General features: G+C 68.2%; 20 protein-coding genes. 12 read left to right on the plus strand and 8 right to left on the minus strand.

Annotation, left to right across the window (positions count from 1 at the left end; all coding sequences use genetic code 11):
* Nucleotides 1–69 precede the first annotated feature (69 nt).
* The gene (locus AQ619_RS01580; RefSeq protein ID WP_062143315.1) at nucleotides 70–1,239 is read left to right on the plus strand and encodes an acyl-CoA dehydrogenase family protein; all 1,170 of its coding nucleotides are present in this window, start codon (nucleotides 70–72) and stop codon (nucleotides 1,237–1,239) included.
* On the opposite strand, the gene AQ619_RS01585 is transcribed toward AQ619_RS01580, so the two are convergent.
* The gene (locus AQ619_RS01585; protein WP_062151150.1) at nucleotides 1,236–1,883 is read right to left on the minus strand and encodes a ribonuclease HII; all 648 of its coding nucleotides are present in this window, start codon (nucleotides 1,881–1,883) and stop codon (nucleotides 1,236–1,238) included. The two genes, AQ619_RS01580 and AQ619_RS01585, sit on opposite strands and share 4 nt — an antisense overlap.
* A gap of 141 nt (nucleotides 1,884–2,024) precedes the next feature.
* Between AQ619_RS01585 and AQ619_RS01590 the strand changes: the two genes are divergently transcribed.
* Nucleotides 2,025–2,915 (plus strand): glycoside hydrolase family 16 protein, encoded by an 891-nt coding sequence (locus AQ619_RS01590; protein WP_062143318.1) that lies wholly within the window; start codon nucleotides 2,025–2,027, stop codon nucleotides 2,913–2,915.
* 94 nt (nucleotides 2,916–3,009) lie between these two features.
* Here the strand turns inward: AQ619_RS01590 and AQ619_RS01595 are convergent, their stop codons facing one another.
* The 5 genes from AQ619_RS01595 to ygfZ form a co-directional block, all read right to left on the minus strand.
* Nucleotides 3,010–3,600, minus strand: a complete 591-nt coding sequence (locus tag AQ619_RS01595) for a DNA-3-methyladenine glycosylase I (RefSeq protein ID WP_062143322.1) — start codon at nucleotides 3,598–3,600, stop codon at nucleotides 3,010–3,012.
* Nucleotides 3,601–3,661: 61 nt separating this feature from the next.
* The gene (locus AQ619_RS01600) at nucleotides 3,662–3,871 is read right to left on the minus strand and encodes a helix-turn-helix transcriptional regulator (protein WP_062143325.1); all 210 of its coding nucleotides are present in this window, start codon (nucleotides 3,869–3,871) and stop codon (nucleotides 3,662–3,664) included.
* Nucleotides 3,864–4,319: a hypothetical protein gene (locus AQ619_RS01605; protein WP_062143328.1), complete on the minus strand. Its 456-nt coding sequence runs from the start codon at nucleotides 4,317–4,319 to the stop codon at nucleotides 3,864–3,866. Before AQ619_RS01605 ends, AQ619_RS01600 begins: the two co-directional genes overlap by 8 nt.
* Nucleotides 4,320–4,402: 83 nt before the next feature.
* Nucleotides 4,403–5,293, minus strand: coding sequence for an alpha/beta fold hydrolase (locus tag AQ619_RS01610; protein WP_062143331.1), 891 nt, complete (start codon nucleotides 5,291–5,293; stop codon nucleotides 4,403–4,405).
* A gap of 85 nt (nucleotides 5,294–5,378) precedes the next feature.
* Nucleotides 5,379–6,188, minus strand: a complete 810-nt coding sequence (ygfZ, locus tag AQ619_RS01615; RefSeq protein ID WP_062143333.1) for a CAF17-like 4Fe-4S cluster assembly/insertion protein YgfZ — start codon at nucleotides 6,186–6,188, stop codon at nucleotides 5,379–5,381.
* 109 nt (nucleotides 6,189–6,297) lie between these two features.
* On the opposite strand from ygfZ, the gene AQ619_RS01620 reads away from it, so the two are divergent.
* From AQ619_RS01620 to AQ619_RS01635, 4 genes are all read left to right on the plus strand, one after another.
* On the plus strand, nucleotides 6,298–7,485 hold the full coding sequence (locus tag AQ619_RS01620) for a glycosyltransferase family 9 protein (protein WP_062143336.1): 1,188 nt from the start codon (nucleotides 6,298–6,300) through the stop codon (nucleotides 7,483–7,485).
* Between the two features lie 131 nt (nucleotides 7,486–7,616).
* Nucleotides 7,617–7,952 (plus strand): YciI family protein, encoded by a 336-nt coding sequence (locus AQ619_RS01625; RefSeq protein ID WP_236849558.1) that lies wholly within the window; start codon nucleotides 7,617–7,619, stop codon nucleotides 7,950–7,952.
* 6 nt (nucleotides 7,953–7,958) lie between these two features.
* Nucleotides 7,959–9,191 (plus strand): RNA polymerase sigma factor, encoded by a 1,233-nt coding sequence (locus tag AQ619_RS01630; RefSeq protein ID WP_062143342.1) that lies wholly within the window; start codon nucleotides 7,959–7,961, stop codon nucleotides 9,189–9,191.
* Between the two features lie 31 nt (nucleotides 9,192–9,222).
* Complete coding sequence (locus AQ619_RS01635) at nucleotides 9,223–11,007, plus strand: feruloyl-CoA synthase (protein ID WP_062143345.1); 1,785 nt, start codon at nucleotides 9,223–9,225, stop codon at nucleotides 11,005–11,007.
* Nucleotides 11,008–11,065: 58 nt separating this feature from the next.
* Here the strand turns inward: AQ619_RS01635 and AQ619_RS01640 are convergent, their stop codons facing one another.
* The gene (locus tag AQ619_RS01640; RefSeq protein ID WP_236849514.1) at nucleotides 11,066–11,749 is read right to left on the minus strand and encodes a lysoplasmalogenase; all 684 of its coding nucleotides are present in this window, start codon (nucleotides 11,747–11,749) and stop codon (nucleotides 11,066–11,068) included.
* Between the two features lie 141 nt (nucleotides 11,750–11,890).
* On the opposite strand from AQ619_RS01640, the gene AQ619_RS01645 reads away from it, so the two are divergent.
* Together AQ619_RS01645 and AQ619_RS01650 are read left to right on the plus strand one after the other, a co-directional pair.
* On the plus strand, nucleotides 11,891–13,432 hold the full coding sequence (locus AQ619_RS01645) for an acetolactate synthase large subunit (RefSeq protein WP_062143351.1): 1,542 nt from the start codon (nucleotides 11,891–11,893) through the stop codon (nucleotides 13,430–13,432).
* Nucleotides 13,433–13,439: 7 nt separating this feature from the next.
* Nucleotides 13,440–14,117 (plus strand): nitroreductase family protein, encoded by a 678-nt coding sequence (locus tag AQ619_RS01650; RefSeq protein ID WP_062143353.1) that lies wholly within the window; start codon nucleotides 13,440–13,442, stop codon nucleotides 14,115–14,117.
* Between the two features lie 83 nt (nucleotides 14,118–14,200).
* Here AQ619_RS01650 and AQ619_RS01655 read toward each other — a convergent pair whose 3' ends face one another.
* Nucleotides 14,201–15,544 carry a hypothetical protein gene (locus AQ619_RS01655; RefSeq protein WP_062143357.1) on the minus strand — a complete coding sequence of 448 codons (1,344 nt, stop codon included), beginning with the start codon at nucleotides 15,542–15,544 and terminating at the stop codon, nucleotides 14,201–14,203.
* Nucleotides 15,545–15,651: 107 nt separating this feature from the next.
* Here AQ619_RS01655 and AQ619_RS01660 point away from each other — a divergent pair, with 107 nt between their 5' ends.
* From AQ619_RS01660 to AQ619_RS01675, 4 genes are read left to right on the plus strand one after another with little or no spacing between them, the layout of a single operon-like run.
* Nucleotides 15,652–16,743 (plus strand): MBL fold metallo-hydrolase, encoded by a 1,092-nt coding sequence (locus AQ619_RS01660; RefSeq protein ID WP_062143360.1) that lies wholly within the window; start codon nucleotides 15,652–15,654, stop codon nucleotides 16,741–16,743.
* Between the two features lie 31 nt (nucleotides 16,744–16,774).
* Complete coding sequence (locus tag AQ619_RS01665) at nucleotides 16,775–17,218, plus strand: MarR family winged helix-turn-helix transcriptional regulator (RefSeq protein WP_062143363.1); 444 nt, start codon at nucleotides 16,775–16,777, stop codon at nucleotides 17,216–17,218.
* Complete coding sequence (locus tag AQ619_RS01670; protein WP_062143366.1) at nucleotides 17,215–17,985, plus strand: enoyl-CoA hydratase; 771 nt, start codon at nucleotides 17,215–17,217, stop codon at nucleotides 17,983–17,985. The genes AQ619_RS01665 and AQ619_RS01670 overlap by 4 nt, the downstream gene beginning before the upstream one ends.
* A gap of 4 nt (nucleotides 17,986–17,989) precedes the next feature.
* Nucleotides 17,990–18,406, plus strand: a complete 417-nt coding sequence (locus AQ619_RS01675; protein WP_062143369.1) for a DUF3995 domain-containing protein — start codon at nucleotides 17,990–17,992, stop codon at nucleotides 18,404–18,406.
* The last annotated feature ends 32 nt before the right edge of the window (nucleotides 18,407–18,438 follow it).

Raw genomic sequence — 18,438 nt, forward strand, 5'->3', positions numbered from 1 at the left:
GCCTCGCCGATCGTGCGCCCTCACACGCCAGATCCGCGCCAGACGGACGGCGTGAGCCGGGAGAACGCCATGCAAAATCCCCTCGAAGCGCTGGACCTCAGCCGCAAGAGCCCCTTCTACCAGGACCACCATGCCGCCTGGCGCGACACCCTGCGCCGCTGGGTCACCAAGGAGATCATGCCCTTCGTCGACGACTGGGACGAGGCTGGTGAATTCCCCCGTGAGCTTTATCGCAAGGCATCGGAAATCGGCCTGCTGGGTCTGGGCTGGCCCGAGGCGTTTGGTGGCTCGCCGTCCGATCCGTTCATGTCGATCATCACCAGCCAGGAACTGGCCCGCCATGGAGCCGGCGGAATCAATGCCGGCCTGATGAGCCACGGCATCGGCCTGCCGCCGATCCGCGCCCTGGGATCCGAGGCGATGCAGGCGCGGGTCATTCCGCCCGTGCTGGCCGGTGACAAGATCTCGGCCCTGGCCATTACCGAGCCGTCGGGCGGATCAGACGTGGCCGCCCTGACCACTTCGGCCCGGCGCGAGGGCGACGTCTATGTCGTCAATGGCGGCAAGACCTATATCACCAGCGGCATGAGGGCCGACTTCTACACGGTGGCGGTGCGGACCGGTGGCGAGGGGGCGGGCGGCATCTCGTTGCTGCTGATCGAGCGCGACCGCGAGGGCTTTTCCCGCACGCCGCTGAAGAAACAGGGCTGGTGGGCGTCCGACACGGCCAGCCTCTATTTCGACGACGTGCGGGTGCCGGTCGAGAACCTGATCGGAGCCGAGAACCAGGGCTTTTCCGGGATCATGCGCAACTTCAATGGCGAGCGGATCGGCATGACCGCCGGGGCCCTGGGCTTCTCCCGCGTCTGCCTGGAGGATGCCATTGTCTGGGCCCGCGAGCGCAGGACCTTCGGCAAGCGCCTGGCCGACCATCAGGTGATCCGTCACAAGCTGGCCGACATGTACAAGCGCATCAGCGTCACCCAGGCGTGGCTGGAGACACTGGCCTGGCGGATCCAGCAGGGCGAGCAACCGATTGCCGAGATCGCCCTGCTCAAGGTCCAGGCCACCGAGACGCTGGAATACTGCGCCCGCGAGGCCATGCAGGTGATGGGCGGGGCCGGCTATATGCGCGGCAGCCGCATCGAGCGCATCTATCGCGAGGTGCGGGTCAACGCCATCGGCGGCGGCTCGGAGGAGATCATGCGCGACCTGGCCGCGCGGCAGATGGGGATCTAGTCGCCGCGGCCCATGTCTTTCGCGCCCATGGGGTCGAGGCCCTGGGCGGCCAGCTTTACGGGGGCCCAGCTCATCCGGTGAATGGGCGAAGGGCCCAGTCGGCGAAGGCCCTCGACATGGCTCTTGGCGTGATAGCCCTTGTGGCCGGCGAAGCCGTAGCCGGGATAGAGGCTGTCCATCTCGACCATGATCCGGTCGCGGGCTTCCTTGGCCAGGATCGAGGCTGCGGCGATCGAGCAGGACAGGCTGTCGCCCTTGATCACGGTCTGGATCGGGCAGGGCAGGTCGAAGCGATAATTGCCGTCGACCAGGGCGAAGGCCGGGGTCACGGCCAGGGCCTCGATGGCCCGCCGCATGGCCAGCCCCGCCGCGTGCAGGATGTTGAGTTCGTCGATTTCCTCGATGCTGGCCAGGCCCACGCCCCAGGCGATGGCGGTTTCCTTGATCTCGATCTCCAGGGCCGCGCGGGCTTTCGCCGACAGTTTCTTGGAGTCGTTGAGCCCCTTGGGGATGCGGTCTGGATCGAGGATCACCGCCCCGGCACTGACCGGCCCGGCCCAGGGACCCCGCCCAGCCTCGTCCACCCCGCAGACCGGGCTGTGGCCGCAGGCGCGTTCAAGGGACATGTCGGGACCGGATGCCATGGGGCGGTGCATAGGGGGATTTGCCGGGGCCATCAAACCGTCATCCCGGCCGATCGCAGGACGCCCTGGCCCACCGATCCGAAGCTTCCGGCACGGCATGGTTTGGGGCAGGTTGCCGGATCTGGTTTCATGAGGTCTTTCATGGTTGCCCGCAAACGTCTCGCCCTGACGGCCCTGGCGGCGACCTTGCTGGCCGCCTCGCCGGGCGCGGCGACGGAAAAGCCCTGGCGACTGGTCTGGTTCGACGGCTTCGACGGTGACCGCCTCGATCTCTCCAAATGGTCCTACGCCGTTGACTGCGGTGGCGGCGGCAACAATGAGCGCCAGTGTTACACAGATGCGCCCGATATCGTGACTGTCAGGGATGGCACCCTGCGCCTGTCCACCGTCAAGCGCCCGACGACCGCCCTCGCCAATCCTTGGGGTCCGCCCGATGGTCCGGTGAAGACCGGCGACTTTGCCTCGGGCAAGATCCTGACCAAGGGCAAGGCCGCATGGCGTTATGGCCGGATCGAGGTCCGGGCCCGGGTTCCCGGCGGTCAGGGCGTGTGGCCGGCCATCTGGATGATGCCGGAGACCAGCGCCTACGGCGGCTGGCCACGGTCCGGCGAAATCGACATCCTCGAAACCATCAATCTGGGCGCGCCGTGCGCGAACTGCGAGGCCGGTCGCGAAAACCGGATCTTCGGTACAATCCATTTCGGCAAGGGCGCGGGTCCCGAGCACCGCCAGTGGGGCGGCCAGACGGCACCGGCCCCAACGTCCGACGGCTTCCATGTCTATGCGGTGGAATGGTCTCCGGGGCGGATCGACTGGTTCGTGGACGGTGTCGGCTATTTCACCGCCACGGCGGAGGACTGGAAGCCCGTGGACGGCGTGGCCGGCTCCGCCCCCTTCGACCAACCCTTCCACCTGATCCTCAACCTTGCCTTCGGCGGTGCCTGGCCCGAGGGCGCGAATGCAAAGGGCGTGGACGAGGCGGCCCTGCCGGCAACGATGGAGGTCGACTGGGTGCGGGTCAGTCAGCGCTAGGGGCCCCGCGACGTCGGTGGCAAGAAACGCCGCCGCTCCCCTCTGCGCCCCAGCGGAAGCTAACCTTAAGTCTCACGGCAAGGCGCTCGCCCCCTTACCGCCCCATCGCTCGACATTCCTCATGCCGGAAACACGTCGTCAGGTGGTCATTGACCAGCCCGGTCGCCTGCATGAAGGCATAGACGATCACTGGGCCGCAGAACTTGAAGCCCTTTGCCTTCAGGGCCTTGGCCATCTCGTCGCCCAGGGGTGTGCGGGCGGGAGTGCCGGTCTCGGGGGTCCAGGTGCTCTGGACCGGTGTGCCGCCGACCATGCCCCAGAGCATGTCGCTGAGATCCTCGCCGCGCTCGCGCATGTCCAGATAGATCCGCGCCCCGGCGATGGCGGCGTCGATCTTGGCGTTGGAGCGGATGATTCCGGCATCGGCCATCAGGCGCGCCCGGTCGGCCTCACCAAACCGCGCCACGATCTCGGGATCGAAATCGGCGAAGGCGGCCCGGAAGGCGTCGCGCTTGCGCAGGATGGTGATCCACGACAGTCCGGCCTGGAAACCGTCCAGCACCAGCTTTTCCCACAGGGCGCGGGAGTCGTACTCCGGCACGCCCCATTCGGTGTCGTGATAGGCCTCATAGACGGGATCGCCCGCCATGCCCTTCCAGGTGTTGCAGCGTATGAGCTCGGTCATGCGGCCAAGCTTGGCTGATCTCGTGTGCGATTTCCAGAACTTTTCGTGAACGGATCGCGGCTCAGTCCGGTAACTGGAAAAGCCCCTCGACGGTGGTCGAAAGGGCCCGGGCCAGTTTCAGGGCCAGCACCGTGGAGGGGATGAAGACCCCGTTCTCCACGGTATTGATGGTCTTGCGGGTGACGCCCACCCGTTCGGCCAGATCGGCCTGGGTCAGGCCGGCCTCGGTGCGAACGGCCTTTAGCTGGCTCAGCAATGGGGCGTCAGTCACGGTCGGCGCGCCGCTCCAGCATCACGAAGCGCAGGGCTGGAACCACCACGGCGACCGACAGCAGGATGTGGGCGATCTCTCCGGCCTCCAGCGGAACGAACGGCGCGGCCGCATAGAGCCCGAGGGCGCAGGCGGCCAGGGCCCAGAAGCCGGCGGCATAGGCCCGGGCGCGGTGGGCGCGGGTGGCCTCGTCGTCGAGCAGGGCCCGGACGACCTTGCCGTGTCGCCAACCCCCGCCGGTGGCCAGCAGGAACAGCAGAACCAGGGCCAGGAACAGGTGCGAGCCCAGGGAGACGATCTCGACCGTGCGCAGCGGCCCATCGGGCTTGGCATAGCTGCTGAAGAATGCGCCCTGCCAGATGAAGAACAGCATGGGGGCGAGCCACAGCATGCGGTTGCGACGGCGCTGGGCGCGTTCGGCGATTTCGCCGGGGGAGGCGACGGGCATGGCTTTTCTCTCGGTTCGTGTAACCTGTGGGTTACTAGTAACCTTAAGGTGACATCAGAGTCAAGCCGTCGCCGGGTGCCGGTTTACCCTTTCAAAAATGCCTCGACCTCGGCCTGGAACCTGTCGGGCTGGTCGACCATGATGAAGTGGGCCGTGTCGTCGATGCGGACCAGCCTGGCCCCCTTCAGCGGGGCATAGGCACCGGCGTACCAGCCATCCACCGTCGCGGCCGGGAAGGGGCCGGCCTTGTCGAAGGCGTGCAGCACTGTGGTCGGGGCAGTGATCTTGCCCAGCTCCGGCGTCAGGTCGGTCAGCAGCAGCTCTTCCATGGCCCGGGCCGAGACGTCGCGATCGCTGGCCAGGGCGTGCTGGGTGATGGCCTCTCGGGCGCTCTCGGTCTTGACCATGCCAGCAATGGTCTGGCGCTGCTGGACGGCGGCCTGGTCGGCGGGGGTGTTGACCATGCCGTCGCGGATCATGGCAGCGTTCTTGACGATCTGCTCCGGGGTCACGGTCGGGCCGAAGAAGGCCACGGCCAGCTTGGGGAACATGTCGACCACCATCAGCCGACCGACCCGCTCTGGATGGCGCGCGGCCAGTTCCATGCCGATCGAGCCGCCCATCGAGTGACCGATCACGGCCGGGGCCTTCAGCCCCTTGGCCTGGATGTAGCTGGCCAGGCCCTCGGCGACGCCGGCGACCACGGGTCCCGAGGCATTGCCCGCCACGGGCGCGCCGGCAAAGCCCGCCACCTGCACAAGGTGAACGCGATAGCGCCCCGCCAGAGCCTTGGCCGTCGGCTCCCAGATGGCGCGCGAGGACGACAGGCCTGGAATGAGGATGACATCCGGTCCCTGACCGCGCGTCTCGACCGTGAAGCGTCCCGCGTCCGGCGCGGTGGCTGCCAGGACGGGTCCGGCGATGATCAGGGCGGCCATGCCGGCCCCGCAACCCAGAATCTGACGTCGATTCATGCCCAAAAGTCTCCCCCAAATCCCGTCGATCCGTTCATCGACTTTGATTATCAAAGTACATTGAAGTTGGAAGTTCTGGCAAGCCCTAAGAGACGGCCAGCCAGTCCGGCAGGTCAAGCCTGACGGGGCGCCCGTCCACGGTGAGGTCTTCTGCCTCGATGCGGTCAAGGCGAAGGGCGGCCATGGCGCGGCCCTCGCGGCCGGACAGCACTTCGCCGGCCCGACGCTCGCCGGCCAGGATCTCGGTGCCGAAGGCGGGGGGCGGACCGTCGAAGCTGATGGGCCCCATCCGGGTCTTGATCAGGCCTCGCCGCTTCATGCGGCTGGTGGTCTCCTGGCCGACGAAACAGCCCTTCTTGAAGTCGATGCCGTTCAGCAGGTCGAAATTGGCCTCGATCGGATAGGTCTTGTCACTGAGCCAGTCAGCCGGCCCGGGGACACCGAGGGCGAGACAATGGGCATCATAGGCGCCTTCATCCGTGGTCGGAGCAATGTCGAGGCCATAGGCGCGGGCTCCGAGCCCAGGCAGGCGCGGGTCGCGATAAAGGCCGGGGCGGTTTTCCACGGTCCCGTCGGTCGGGAAGGCGGCGATAACGGTCAGGTCGCTGGCCGCGATCTCGACCTTGGCCCGCAGGCGATACATGGTCAGGCGCTGGAGGATGGCCTCTCGGTGCTGGGCCGCCACGTCCAGCAGGGCACCGCTCTGTGTCCCCGCCACGAAGAGGTCATAGAGCAACCGGCCCTGGGGGGTGAGAATCGCGCCCAGACGCAGTTCGCCCTCGGCCAGGGTCTCGACATCCTGGGTGATCAGGCCCTGCAGGAACGACCGCCAATCGGGACCGGACAGGGCGATCACGGCGCGGGACGACAGGGGGGCGAGGGCGGTCGTGGACATCTGTCCTATGTGGCGTGCGACAGCGTGTCGCGCCAGTGGGCGCGTTTACGGAAACTCAAGCCGTCATCGTGGGATGCGCCGACTCGCCGATGAGCCTATACCTTCCCCGATGACACAGCGGGCCTTCCCGATTCTCTTCATCACCGCCACGCGGATTGGCGATGCCGTGCTGTCGTCCGGCCTGATCCGCATGCTGGCCGACGAGATCCCCGGTGCCCGGTTCACCATTGTCGCGGGCCCGCTCGCCGCTCCCCTGTTTGCCCATGTTCCCGGCCTCGACCAGGTCATCGTCATGGAGAAGGGCAAGGGCAAGGGCCACTGGTTCAAGTTGTGGAACCAGGTTCGTCACAAGAAATGGAGCCTGATCGTCGACCTGCGCGGCTCAGCCACGGCCCTGTTCCTGCGTCGCGACAAGCGGGCGATCTGGAAGAAGGTCCCTGGCGAGGTCGTTCACAAGGTGATCGATGCAGCCCGGGTGCTGAAGCTGGACGGCGCACCGCCGGCCCCGCACCTCTACATCACCCCCGAGGTCCAGGCCCTGGCCGACCAGATGCTGGCCGTGAAGCCCGGCGAGACCGCAGGGCCCCTGCTGGCCATGGGCCCCGCCGCCAACTGGGTCGGCAAGGTCTGGCCGATCGAGCGTTTTGCCCAGACGGCCGGGCAGCTTCTGGGTCCCGACGGTCCCCTGGCCGGCGGCCGCCTGCTGATCCTCGGCGGGCCCGAGGATGGCCGCATGGTCGAGGAACTGCGCATGGCCTCGGCGCGTGGCCGATGCGTGGACCTGACGGGCAAGGTCGATCTGTTGACCGCCTATGCCTGCCTGAAGCGTGCCGACCTGTTCATCGGCAATGACAGTGGCCTGATGCACATCGCCGCCGCCGCGGGAACCCCAACCGTCGGCCTGTTTGGCCCCTCCGACGAGCGCCGCTACGCCCCCTGGGGCCCCCTGACCCGCGCCGTCCGGGGTCCGCGCGCCTTCGAACAGTTTCTCGAGGTCGATCCCGACCTCTCCCAGGCCATCCGCCACATGAGCGATCTGCCGGTGGCCACCGTTGTCAAGGCGGCCAAGGCCTTGCTGGTCGAGGTGACGCCGGCGCTGGAACCGGCAAGCCTGGCCGAAGCCTTGCCCGTCGTCGAACCCGCCGAGCCGGACATCATCCTGCCAGCCGCACCTCCAGCCGAAACGGTTGAAGGCGAGAACTCCGCGCCGGACCTTGAGCCGGTCCTTGAGGACACCGCCGCCTCCGCTGCTGAGGCCCGGGACCCCGGCACCGTAGCGACGACGCCTGTGCCCTGAGGCGAGCGTTTTTCGCTGCGCCTCTCGACTTTTCTTCCAGCCGCCTGTCGAATCCGCTCGACCTCGCACGTCTCTGCTTCCGAAGGCGGCGCGGCGTGCGCCTGCCGGATGGGAGACCTGCCGTGAAATACATGCTGCTGATCTATGAGACCGAAGCCAACTATGCCGGCGAAGCGGGCGAAAAGCTGCTGGCCGACATCATCGCCCAGCACATGAAACTGGGGGCGGAGCTTGCTGCCTCAGGGATTGACTGGAGCGGCTCGGAACTGGCTCCGACCTTTACGGCAGCCACGGTGGGCGGGAACGGCGTCGTCCATGACGGCCCGTTTGCCGAGACCCACGAACAGCTGGGCGGCTACTACATGGTCGACGTGCCCGACCGCGAGGCAGCCATTGCCTGGGCGCGCAAGATCCCCCTGTCGCCCGGCGGCAAGGTCGAGGTCCGGCCGACCGGCGGTCACGGCTAGGCGCTGATGTCCGGGGCGGTGGGTCTCGACCGAGTCGCCCGCGAAAACGGCGGACGGATCATTGCCGCCCTGGCCGCCGGCTTCCGCGATCTGGACCTGGCCGAGGAGGCCTTTGCCGAGGCCTGCGCCCGCGCGGCGGCGGCCTGGCCATCGCGGCCGCCGCAAGATCCGGCCGCCTGGCTTTACGCCACGGCCCGCCGCGCGGCCCTCGACGCCGTGCGGCGGCGCGGCGTACGGCGGCGCCTTGCGCCTGAGCCGCCCGAACCGACGCCGAGCGTGGAGGAGGCCATGACCTCCGACGAGGCCCTGATCCCTGACGAGCGGTTGCGGCTGATCTTCGTCTGCTGCCATCCGGTCGTGCCGGTCGAGGCGCGCGCCTCCCTGACCCTCCGGCTGGTCTGCGGTCTCAGTGTGCGCGAGATCGCCCGCGCCTTTCTGGTGGCCGAGCCGGCCATGTTCCAGCGTCTGACGCGGGCCAAGCGCCGGATCGCCCAGTCGGGCGAGCCGTTCGAGATTCCCGGTCCCGAGGCCTGGACGGAACGTCTGTCGGCGGTTCTGTCGACCCTGGAGGTGGCCTATGCCCGTGCCCATGGCGACGCGGCCGGGGCCGGAGCCCATGCCGGCTTTGCCCGTGAGATGCTGGACCTGACCGGGGTGCTGGTCGGGCTTTTGCCGAACGAGCCCGAAGGCCTGGGGTTTGCGGCCCTGGTCCGCTATGCCGAGGCGCGGCGGCCAGCCCGGCTGGATGAGACCGGGGCCATGGTGCCCCTGTCCGAGCAGGATCCGGCCCTCTGGCGGCGGTCCCTGATCGTCGAGGCCGAGGCCCTGCTGCGTCGCGCGGCTGATCTCGACAGGCCGGGCCCGCGCCAACTGCAGGCGGCCATCCATGCGGTCTGGTGCGGCCGCAGAAGTCTGGAGGAGCCGCCGCGCTGGGGCACGGTCCTGGCCCTCTATGACGCCTTGCTGGCCTGGCGGGATGATCCGGTGGTGCGCCTGAACCGCGCGGTGGCCCTGGCCGAGGTGGCCGGACCGTCGGCTGCCCTGGCCCAGGTCGAGGGACTGAGCCCGGCCGGCCTGGACGACTTTGCCCCGTACCATGCGCTACGCGCCGACCTGCTGGCCCGGCTGGACCGGACCGTCGAGGCCTGCGCGTCCTATGACCGGGCCCTGGCCCTCGATCCGGGTCCCGCTGAGCGCCTGTGGCTGCAGCGTCGTCGCGGCGCGCTGATGATGGATTGAACAGTCCCCTGAGGCGCGGGATAAAGCGCCCATGGACGGATCATCCCCCGCTACCGCGCCCTTCCGCGACGCCCGCTATGCCCCCCGCGCCCTCGAGGTCGAACAGCGCGGCGACGCGCTGATCCTGCGCAATCCCATGGCCTATTCCGAGGCGGTGCAGACCGTCACCGCGCCGCTGGTGCGCTGGTCGGTCGAGGCCCCGGACCGGGTCTGGCTGGCCGAGCGCGACGGCGAGGGCTGGCGGACTGTGACCTATACCGAGGCCCGAGCCCGGATCGAAGCCCTCGCCGGCGGGCTGAAGGCCCTGGGTCTTGGACCGGGCAAACCCCTGCTGATCCTGGCCCGCAACGGCATCGACCATGCCCTGATCGGCTACGCCGCCATGAGCCTGGGCGCGCCCATTGCGCCGGTGTCGCCGCAGTACGGCCTGGCCGGCGCCGACCTGTCGCGGCTGGACTTCGCCGTTCAGCGTCTGAAGCCGGCAGCGGTCTATGCCGATGACGCCGTGGCCTTCGGCGGGGCCCTTGCCGCGCCTTTCCTGGCCGGGCTGCCGGTGATCGCCAGCCAGAACGCCAGAGATAGTGATATTCCGTATACGGATCTGCTCGAGGCCCCGCCGGTTGCGCCGCTCTGCCGGCCCTCCGACGTGGCCAAGCTGCTGCTGACCTCGGGCTCGACCGGCAAGCCCAAGGCCGTGGTCTGCACCCACGCCAATATCGCGCTGAACGCCGCCCAGATCGAGGCCTGCTACGCCGATCCCGAGCCGCCGGTGCTGGTCAATTCCTCGCCCTGGAGCCACAGCCTCGGGGCCAACGCCATCCTGCACATGGTGCTGCACCGGGGCGGAACCCTCTATATCGACGCCGGCCAGCCGACGCCGACCCGGTTTGGCGAGACCCTGCGCAACCTGCGCGAGGTGGCGACCACCTATCACAACATGGTCCCGGCCGGCTGGGGCCTGCTGGTCGGCGAGCTGGAACGGGACGCGGCCCTGGCGGCGCAGTTTTTCGAGAAGGTCCGGGTCCTGCAATATGGCGGGGCGTCCATGGCCCAGTCGATCCTCGACCGGATCCAGGCTGTCGCGGTGCGCACCATCGGCGAGCGGGTCAGTTTCGCGGCCGGCTATGGCGCGACCGAGACGGGGCCGACTGCCTGCAACATCCACTGGCTGAACGCCCGCTCGGGCATGGTCGGCCTGCCGACCCCCGGCACGGCGGTAAAACTGGTGCCGACCGGCGACAAGTTCGAGATCCGGGTGAAGGGACCCCAGGTCTCGCCCGGCTATCTCGACCAGCCCGACGCCACCCGCGACGCCTTTGACGAGGACGGCTTCTACCGGCTGGGCGACGCGGCGCGCCTGGCAGATCCCGAGGATCCGTCGGCGGGCCTGGTGTTCGACGGCCGGCTGGTCGAGAACTTCAAACTGGCCAGCGGCACCTTCGTCGCCGCCGGCGCCCTGAGGGTCGCGGCGGTGTCGGCCATCGGTGGGGTTGTGTCTGATGCCCTGGTCTGCGGCGAGGGGCACGACGGGGTCGGACTGATGCTGTTTGTCGATCCCACGGCCGCCGCGCGCCTGGGTGATGCCACCGCTGTGCGGGCGGCGATCATCGAGGGCCTCGAGCGGCTCAATGCCACGGCCAAGGGTGGCGGCAAGGTGGCCCGCGCCCTGATCCTTGACGGCGCGCCCGACGCCGCCTCCGGTGAGTTGACTGACAAGGGCTATATCAACCAGGCCCTGGCCCGGGACCGCCGTCCGGTCGAGATGCAGCGCCTGTTCGCCGAGGCCCCCGACGACGGGGTGATGGTGTTCCTCTGAACTGTCATCCCGGGCGCAGCGAAGCGCAGGCCCGGTACCGACGCCTGAGCGCCGCGTTTCAGGGCGGTCCCGGATCGGCGCGCTGTGCGCTTGTCCGGGATGACAGAAATTCGGTCACCCCCACGCAGATCAGCAACTGCCCGAAATAGTACAGCCCCCACACGCCCAGCCCGGTCAGGAAATTGTCCGGCAGCGGTCCGGTGCGGGCGAAGATCAGCAGATCGGAGACCACGAACATCACGGCCCCGATCCCGACCCGGAAGCGGTGGAACCGGCTGGTCCAGGCCGTGGCGGCCATCAGGGACAGGCCCAGGCTGTAGAAGGCGACGCCCGGTGCGCCGGCCCGGTCGCCGGGTAGCAGCCAGGCGAGAGTGACGGTGGCCGGGACCAGGACGACGGCCAGGGCCAGCTGGCTGCGCGACAGGGTCGGGCGGCGGTTGCGCAGATAGAGGCCGATGGCGACCAGATGTCCGGCCAGAAAGGCTATGGCCCCGACGGTCAGACCAAGCGCTCCCAGCAGAACATCGCCCAGGGCCCCCAGGGCCATGACGGCAACCAGGAGCCAGCCGTCGAGCTCGCGTGCCTTCAGGGCCGCATAGACCGCCAGCAAGCTGACCCCGAGCCCCTTCCAGGTCAGTTCGGCGGCCTTGGGCAGGCCCAGGTCCCAGGCGGCGACATAGCTGACCCCGGCGATCAGCGAGGCGATCAGCACCCAGCGCGCCAGCATGTTGGTGTTTGGCAAGGCGATATCCCCCGTGGTCGGACCGCTCTGTGGCCGTCGCGAACGGTTCCAGAGTGCGACAGTCGGGGGGACCGGTGCAACTCCCGTTGGCGCAAGGCCCGAAATGTTGGATGGAGGGACGAGACTGGTACGGAGAAGACCATGAACGGCGCGGATGCCCTGATCACCACCCTGGCCGATAACGGCGTCACGGCCTGTTTCGCCAATCCCGGCACCAGCGAGATGCAGTTCGTCGCGGCCCTGGATCGCGAGCCGCGCATGCGCTCGATCCTGTGCCTGTTCGAGGGCGTCGCCACCGGCGCGGCCGATGGCTATGGCCGGATGGCCGGCAAGCCCGCCTGTACCCTGCTGCACCTGGGTCCCGGCTATGCCAATGGCGCGGCCAATCTCCATAATGCCAGGAGAGCCTATACGCCGGTGGTCAATGTGATCGGCGACCATGCCACCGATCACCGCCAGTACGATGCGCCGCTCAATTCCGACATCGCCGCCCTGGCGGCTCCCAATTCGATCTGGGTCAGGTCTGCCGACAGTGCAGACACGGTCGGCCCGCTGACCGCCGAGGCTGTTGCCGCCAGCTTTGGCGCGCCCGGCGGCAATGCCTGCCTGATCCTGCCGGCCGACAGCGCTTGGAACGAGACCAATACCGCCGGGCCGGTGATCGAGATCCCGCAGCCCGCTGCGCCTGACGCCTCGGCGGTCGCCGCTGTTGCTGCCGCGATCAAGGCTGCCGAAAAGCCCGTGATCCTGCTCGGTTCCAGCGCCTGCGGTGAGGCCGGCATCGCCGCCGCCGGGCGCCTGGCGGCCGTCGGTGTGCGGGTGCTGACCGACACCTTTACCGCCCGTCAGTCACGCGGCGAAGGGCGCTTTCGGCCCGACAAGATGATGTATTTCGGCGAGCAGGCCCTGAAGGACCTGACCGGAACCGACCTGATGGTCCTGGCCGGTACCAGCCAGCCGGTGGCCTTCTTCGCCTATCCGGACCGTCCCAGCGTGCTGGTCCCCGAGGGCTGTGATCTTCAGACCCTGTGCGGTCGCGAGGTCGACGCGCCGGCCGCCCTGAACGCCCTGGCCGACGCGCTGGGCGCGCCCGCCGGGGGGGCGGTCGAGGCCTATGTCGAACCGGCCGCGCCGGGTCCCAAGTTCGACGCCTGGGCCATGGGGGCCTCGATTGCCCGCCACATGCCGACGGGTGGGATCATTTCTGACGATGCGGTGACCGCCGGCCTGCCGATCTTCACCCAGACCCGCAATGCCCGAGCCCATGACTGGCTGAGTCTGACCGGTGGGGCCATCGGCCAGGGCATTCCGGTCGCCCTCGGCGCGGCCGTGGCCTGTCCCGAGCGCAAGGTCCTGAGCCTCAATGGCGACGGGGCGGGGATGTACACGGTGCAGGGCCTGTGGACGATCGCCCGCGAGAAGCTGGACGTCACTGTGGTGATCTTTGCCAACGGGGCTTATCGCATCCTGGGGATCGAGATGGGCCGGACCGGTGGCGGAGAGCCCGGACCCAAGGCCTCGCGGCTGCTGGACCTCGGCGACCCGCAGATCGACTGGGTCGCCCTGGCGACAGGGATGGGCATGCCCGCCGAGCGCGTCGAGACGGCCGAGGCCTTTGACGCGGCCATGGCGCGGGCCATGACGACGCCGGGACCGCATTTCATTGAAGCCGCGATGCGATAGGCGCGCCATGACCACCGAACCTTCTCACCTACCCCTGCCGGATCGCTGGGACCTGACCGACGAGCAGATGCTGGAGCGTGCGGAAGCGGCCCTGGTCCGCCTGCGCCGCCGGCACACGATTCGCGACTTCAGCGACCGTCCCGTGCCACGGTCGGTGGTCGAGCGCTGTATCGAAGCGGCGGCTACTGCGCCCAGCGGTGCCAACCAGCAGCCCTGGCGATTTGTCCTGATTGGGCCGGGTCCCTTGCGCACGGAACTTCGCGCCGCAGCCGAGGCCGAAGAACGGGAGTTCTACGCCGGCCGGGCCGGAGAGGCCTGGCTCGATGCTCTCGCGCCCCTGGGCACCGACGCCGACAAGCCCTTCCTTGAGACCGCCCCCTGGCTGATCGCCATCTTCGGCCAGCGGCATGGCGTCGACGCCCAGGGCGGCAAGATCAAGCACTACTACGTGCCCGAATCGGTCGGCATAGCGACCGGGTTCCTGATCGCGGCGCTCAACGAGGCGGGTCTGGCGACCCTGACCCACACGCCCAGTCCGATGGGCTTTCTCAACACGGCCCTAGGGCGGCCAGAGCATGAAAAGCCCTATATCCTGCTGGTTGTCGGCCACCCGGCGCAGGACGCCACCGTCCCCGCTCACGCCAAGTCCAAGCTGGCCCTGGATGCCGTGATGAGCCTGCGCTGAGCAGGTCTTTCCGGACTCCTGGCAACAAAAAAGCCCGCCGGGATCGCTCCCGGCGGGCTTGCTGTTTCAGGCTTGCGGCCTGATCAGCTCTTCTTGCTGGCGTTGGTCGGCAGCTTGCAGCCGCCGCCGATACCCTTGGCCTGCGAGCAGGCGAGGATTTCCTTCGACTTCGGATTGGGCGTGTTGACCGGATAGCTCATGACCCAGCCGGGCAGGCCGTCCGAGCAGGCGACCTCGAAATAGCCCTCGTTGTCATTACGGCCGACGAGGCGGACGCCGGAGACTTCGCAGGAGCCCTTGCCATAGGCCTTCAGATCGGCCGACAGGCGGGGGAACATGCTGTCCTGCTTGGAGAAGCTGCAGCGATAGCCGTTCAGTTCCGCAAAGAGGCAGTCATAGATCACCGCCGGACCGGTCGAGAAGATCGCGATCGCACCGTCGGGACGGTTCTTGCACTTCAGCTCGACGATTTCCTTCTTCGGATCCGGGCTGGGCAGCATGCCGTATTTTTCAACCTGGCAGTCAAAGCCGCCCTTGGTCGAGAGCTTGGTATAGAGGCCGGCCTGCTCGGTCTGGGCCGCAACCGAATCGGTCAGGGTACAGCCGCCGCCGACAAAGCCGGCCTGGGCGCAGTCGATCGTACGGGCCAGGGCACCACCGGCCGCAGTCTGCTGCAGCATGTAGCCCTTGCCGTCGGCGCAGGCGACTTCGAAATAGTTGTCGGTCTTGGTGCTGAGGACGTAGCGCTTGTCCTTGACTTGGCAGGTCTTGCCGGATGCAGCGGTCAGGGTATCGACGATCGCCAGTTGGGCCGCCTTGTCGGTCAGCTTGCAGCTGACATTGGCCCCTTCCTCGTACAGCAGGCAGCTGTTGGCGAGGACGTCGCCGGCCGCGCTGGCCGGGTTGGTGGTTTGCATCACATAGCCGGTGCCGCCCTTGCAGGCGATTTCGAAGTAGGAGTTCTTGGCCCCCGAGCCGATAGCGCGGGCGTTTTCGATGTCGCAGGCCACGCCGGCCTTGGCGACGAAGGGCTTCAGGCCCGCCTTGGGGTTTTCATTGCCCGGCAGGATGCAGGCCAGGGCGCTGGGCTTGCCATCAGCGGCAGGCGCGTTCGACTCCAGGCAGGTGAAGGCCTGGGCGGGCGTGTCCTTCTTGGCGATCAGCGCGAAGCCGATGCTGTCCTGACAGGCCACTTCGTAATAGCCGGTGGCGGTTTTCTTATCGAGGCCGATCAGTCGAGCGTCGGTGACCGTGCAGCCGGCGTTCAGGCTCTGCATGATCGCGGGAGCATCTTTCATGCCCGCTTCACGCGCCTTGGCGTCAACCTTTGGCTTGTCCTTGCTCTCTTTCGGCGCCGAAATGACGGCGGCTGGAACGAGCGCGCCGAGCGCGAGGGCGGCGGCCAAGCCGATCGCGAATGGCCTCATGGGAAACATCTCCTGGGTGGATTCCTCGCGCGGACATAAGCGCGTGCTTGCGTTGGGGGTCAAGATGTCCTCCCACGAGAGCGAAAACATGGCGGGAAGGGACGGACATGCGCGACGGGCTGGAAGAGGATGTCAACGAGCCACGCCGGCCCCGGCTGGTCTACCCGTTCGAGGTGGCGCCTGAGCAGGGTTCAGGCCAGGCGGTTGAGGTCGCGCCGGGTGTCCTGTGGCTCCGTCAGCCCCTGGGCGGGTCGCTGCAGTTCATCAATGTCTGGGCCATTGCGGACGGCGAGGGCTGGGCGATCGTCGATACCGGAGTCCAGACCAAGGAGACCAGTCAGGCCTGGCGGGCCGCCTTCACTGGGGCCCTGGAGGGAAAGCCGATCACCCGGGTGATCTGCACCCACCTGCATCCCGACCATGTCGGCCTTGCCGGCTGGATTGTGCGCAAGTTCGACTGCCGCCTGTGGATGACCCGGCTGGAATATTTCCAGTGCCGGATGCTGGTGGCCGATACCGGCCGCGAGGCTCCCGAGGACGGCGTGCGATTCTTCAAGGCCGCCGGCTGGGACGAGGATGCCATCGAGAACTACAAGGCCCGGTTCGGCGGCTTCGGCAAGGCGATCTACGCCCTGCCCGACAGCTATCGCCGGCTCAGCGACGGCGAGGATTTCGACATCGGCGGCCGCACCTGGCGCGTGGTGACCGGCCAGGGCCATTCGCCCGACCATGCCTGCCTGTGGTGCCCGGAGCTGGACGTTCTGATCTCCGGCGACCAGGTGCTGCCGCGCATCTCGTCCAATGTTTCGGTCTTCCCGACCGAACCGGAGGCCGATCCTCTGAGCGACTGGCTGCGGTCCCTGGCCAAGGTCAAGGCCGAGGTGCCTGACAGCGTGCTGGTCCTGCCGGCCCACAATGACCCCTTCCACGGCCTGCACGCCCGCATCGACCACCTGATCAACGGCCATGAGCGAGGGCTGGGCCGGCTGCGCGGCAAGCTGGAAGAGCCCAAGCGGGCCATCGACGTGTTCGGTGCCCTGTTCGCCCGACCCATTGGTCCGGACCTGCTCGGCATGGCGACGGGCGAGGCCTTGGCCCACCTGAATTGTCTGATCGGCCGGGGTGTGGCGACCCGGGACCTCGATGCCGAGGGCGTGGCCTGGTACCGGACCTCCGGAGCGACCGAAACAACCGTTTGATATTTCGCGCGCGAAGTATTAGCGTGGGCCCATGTCCGTGCCGCCTGACCGCCGCCTTGTGTTCCTGCTCAACGCCGGCAACCGGCGCGTCCAGCGCTGGATCGAGGCGGCCATGGCGGCCAAGGGCGGCCTGACGGCGGCCCAGTCTGGCGTGCTGTTCTTTCTGGGCCAGCGTGACGGTGCCCTGATCGGCGAAGCGGCCGAGGCTCTGGACCTGGCCCCTTCGGCCATGACCGGCCTCGTCGACCGCATGACCAGGGTCGACCTCGTGGAACGCCGCGCCGACCCCGCTGATGGCCGCGCCATGCGGCTGTATCTGACGGACAAGGGCCGTCAGGCGCGCGAATACGCCAAGGGCGGCCTCGACAGCATCAATACCAACCTGACCGACGGCTTCTCGGACGACGAGATCGCCGTGGTCGCCCGCTGGCTGATGAGCCTTCAAACCAAGTTCCCCAAAGGAGAGCCCGCATGACCGAACATGTGAAGGTCGCGATCGAGGCCGGCGTGATGACCATCACCCTGGCCCGTCCGGAAAAGAAGAACGCCCTCAACAATGCCATGTACGGCGTGCTGGCCGACAGTCTGGAGCAGGCCGAGGCCGACCCCGCCGTGCGGGTGGTGGTGTTCCAGGCCGACGGCGACGCCTTCACGGCCGGCAATGATCTGGCCGACTTCACCGCCCAGGCCACCGGCGCTTTCAGCGGCGAGCGGCATGTGGGCCGGTTCCTGAAGGCCCTGGCCAACGCCACCCGGCCGCTGGTCGCCGCCGTCCATGGCCAGGCCGTGGGTGTCGGCACGACCATGCTGCTGCACTGCGACCTTGTGTTCACCAGCCCGGATGCGCGTCTGACCACGCCCTTCGTCAACCTGGCCCTGGTGCCGGAAGCCGCTTCAAGCTGGCTGTTGCCGGCCCGCATCGGCCATGCCCGCGCCTATGCCATGTTCGCCCTGGGCGAGGCCGTGGACGGCACGACCGCTGCCGCCTGGGGCCTGTCCAATGCGGTGGTGCCGCTGGACGAGCTGCGTGCCCGGGCCCGCGCTTCGGCCGACCAGCTGGCCAAGAGACCGTTGGGGGCTCTGACCACCACCAAGCGCCTGATGCGCGACGCCGAGAAGATCGCCGCCCTGATGGATACCGAGGGTGCCCTGTTCGCTGAACGCCTGCAGACGGCCGAGGCCCGCGAAGCCTTCATGGCCTTTGCCGAGCGGCGGCCGGCCGACTTCAGCAAGGTGGCCTGACGCCGTGCTGCTGGCGGTGATCCTGGCCGGGACCCTGATGGCCCTGGCCGGCGTCCACCTCTACTGGGCGTTCGGCGGGCGTTGGCCGGGCCATGACGAGGCCTCGCTGGTTGAGCATGTGGTCGGCCGCACGGCCGGTATGCGCGCTCCGGGACCTCTGGCCTGTGTGGCCGTCGCGGCCGCCCTGGCGGCCGGCAGCCTGCTGGCCCTGGGGGCCGTTGCCCCGCCTTCACCCCTGTCCACCTGGCTCTGGTTCGCGCGATGGCCCCTCGTCGTCGTTTTCGGTCTGCGGGGACTGGCAACCTATGTGCCGGCGGTCTTCCGCTATGCCGAGGGAACGCCCTTTGCCCGCCTCAATCGCCGCGCCTATGGCCCGCTTTGCCTGGCCATCGCCCTGGGGCTGCTGACCCTTCAACTGTAACGTTCCGTACACAGAAAAAATCAAGGGAGAGA

Source organism: Caulobacter henricii, from assembly GCF_001414055.1.
Taxonomy (GTDB): Bacteria; Pseudomonadota; Alphaproteobacteria; order Caulobacterales; family Caulobacteraceae; genus Caulobacter; species Caulobacter henricii.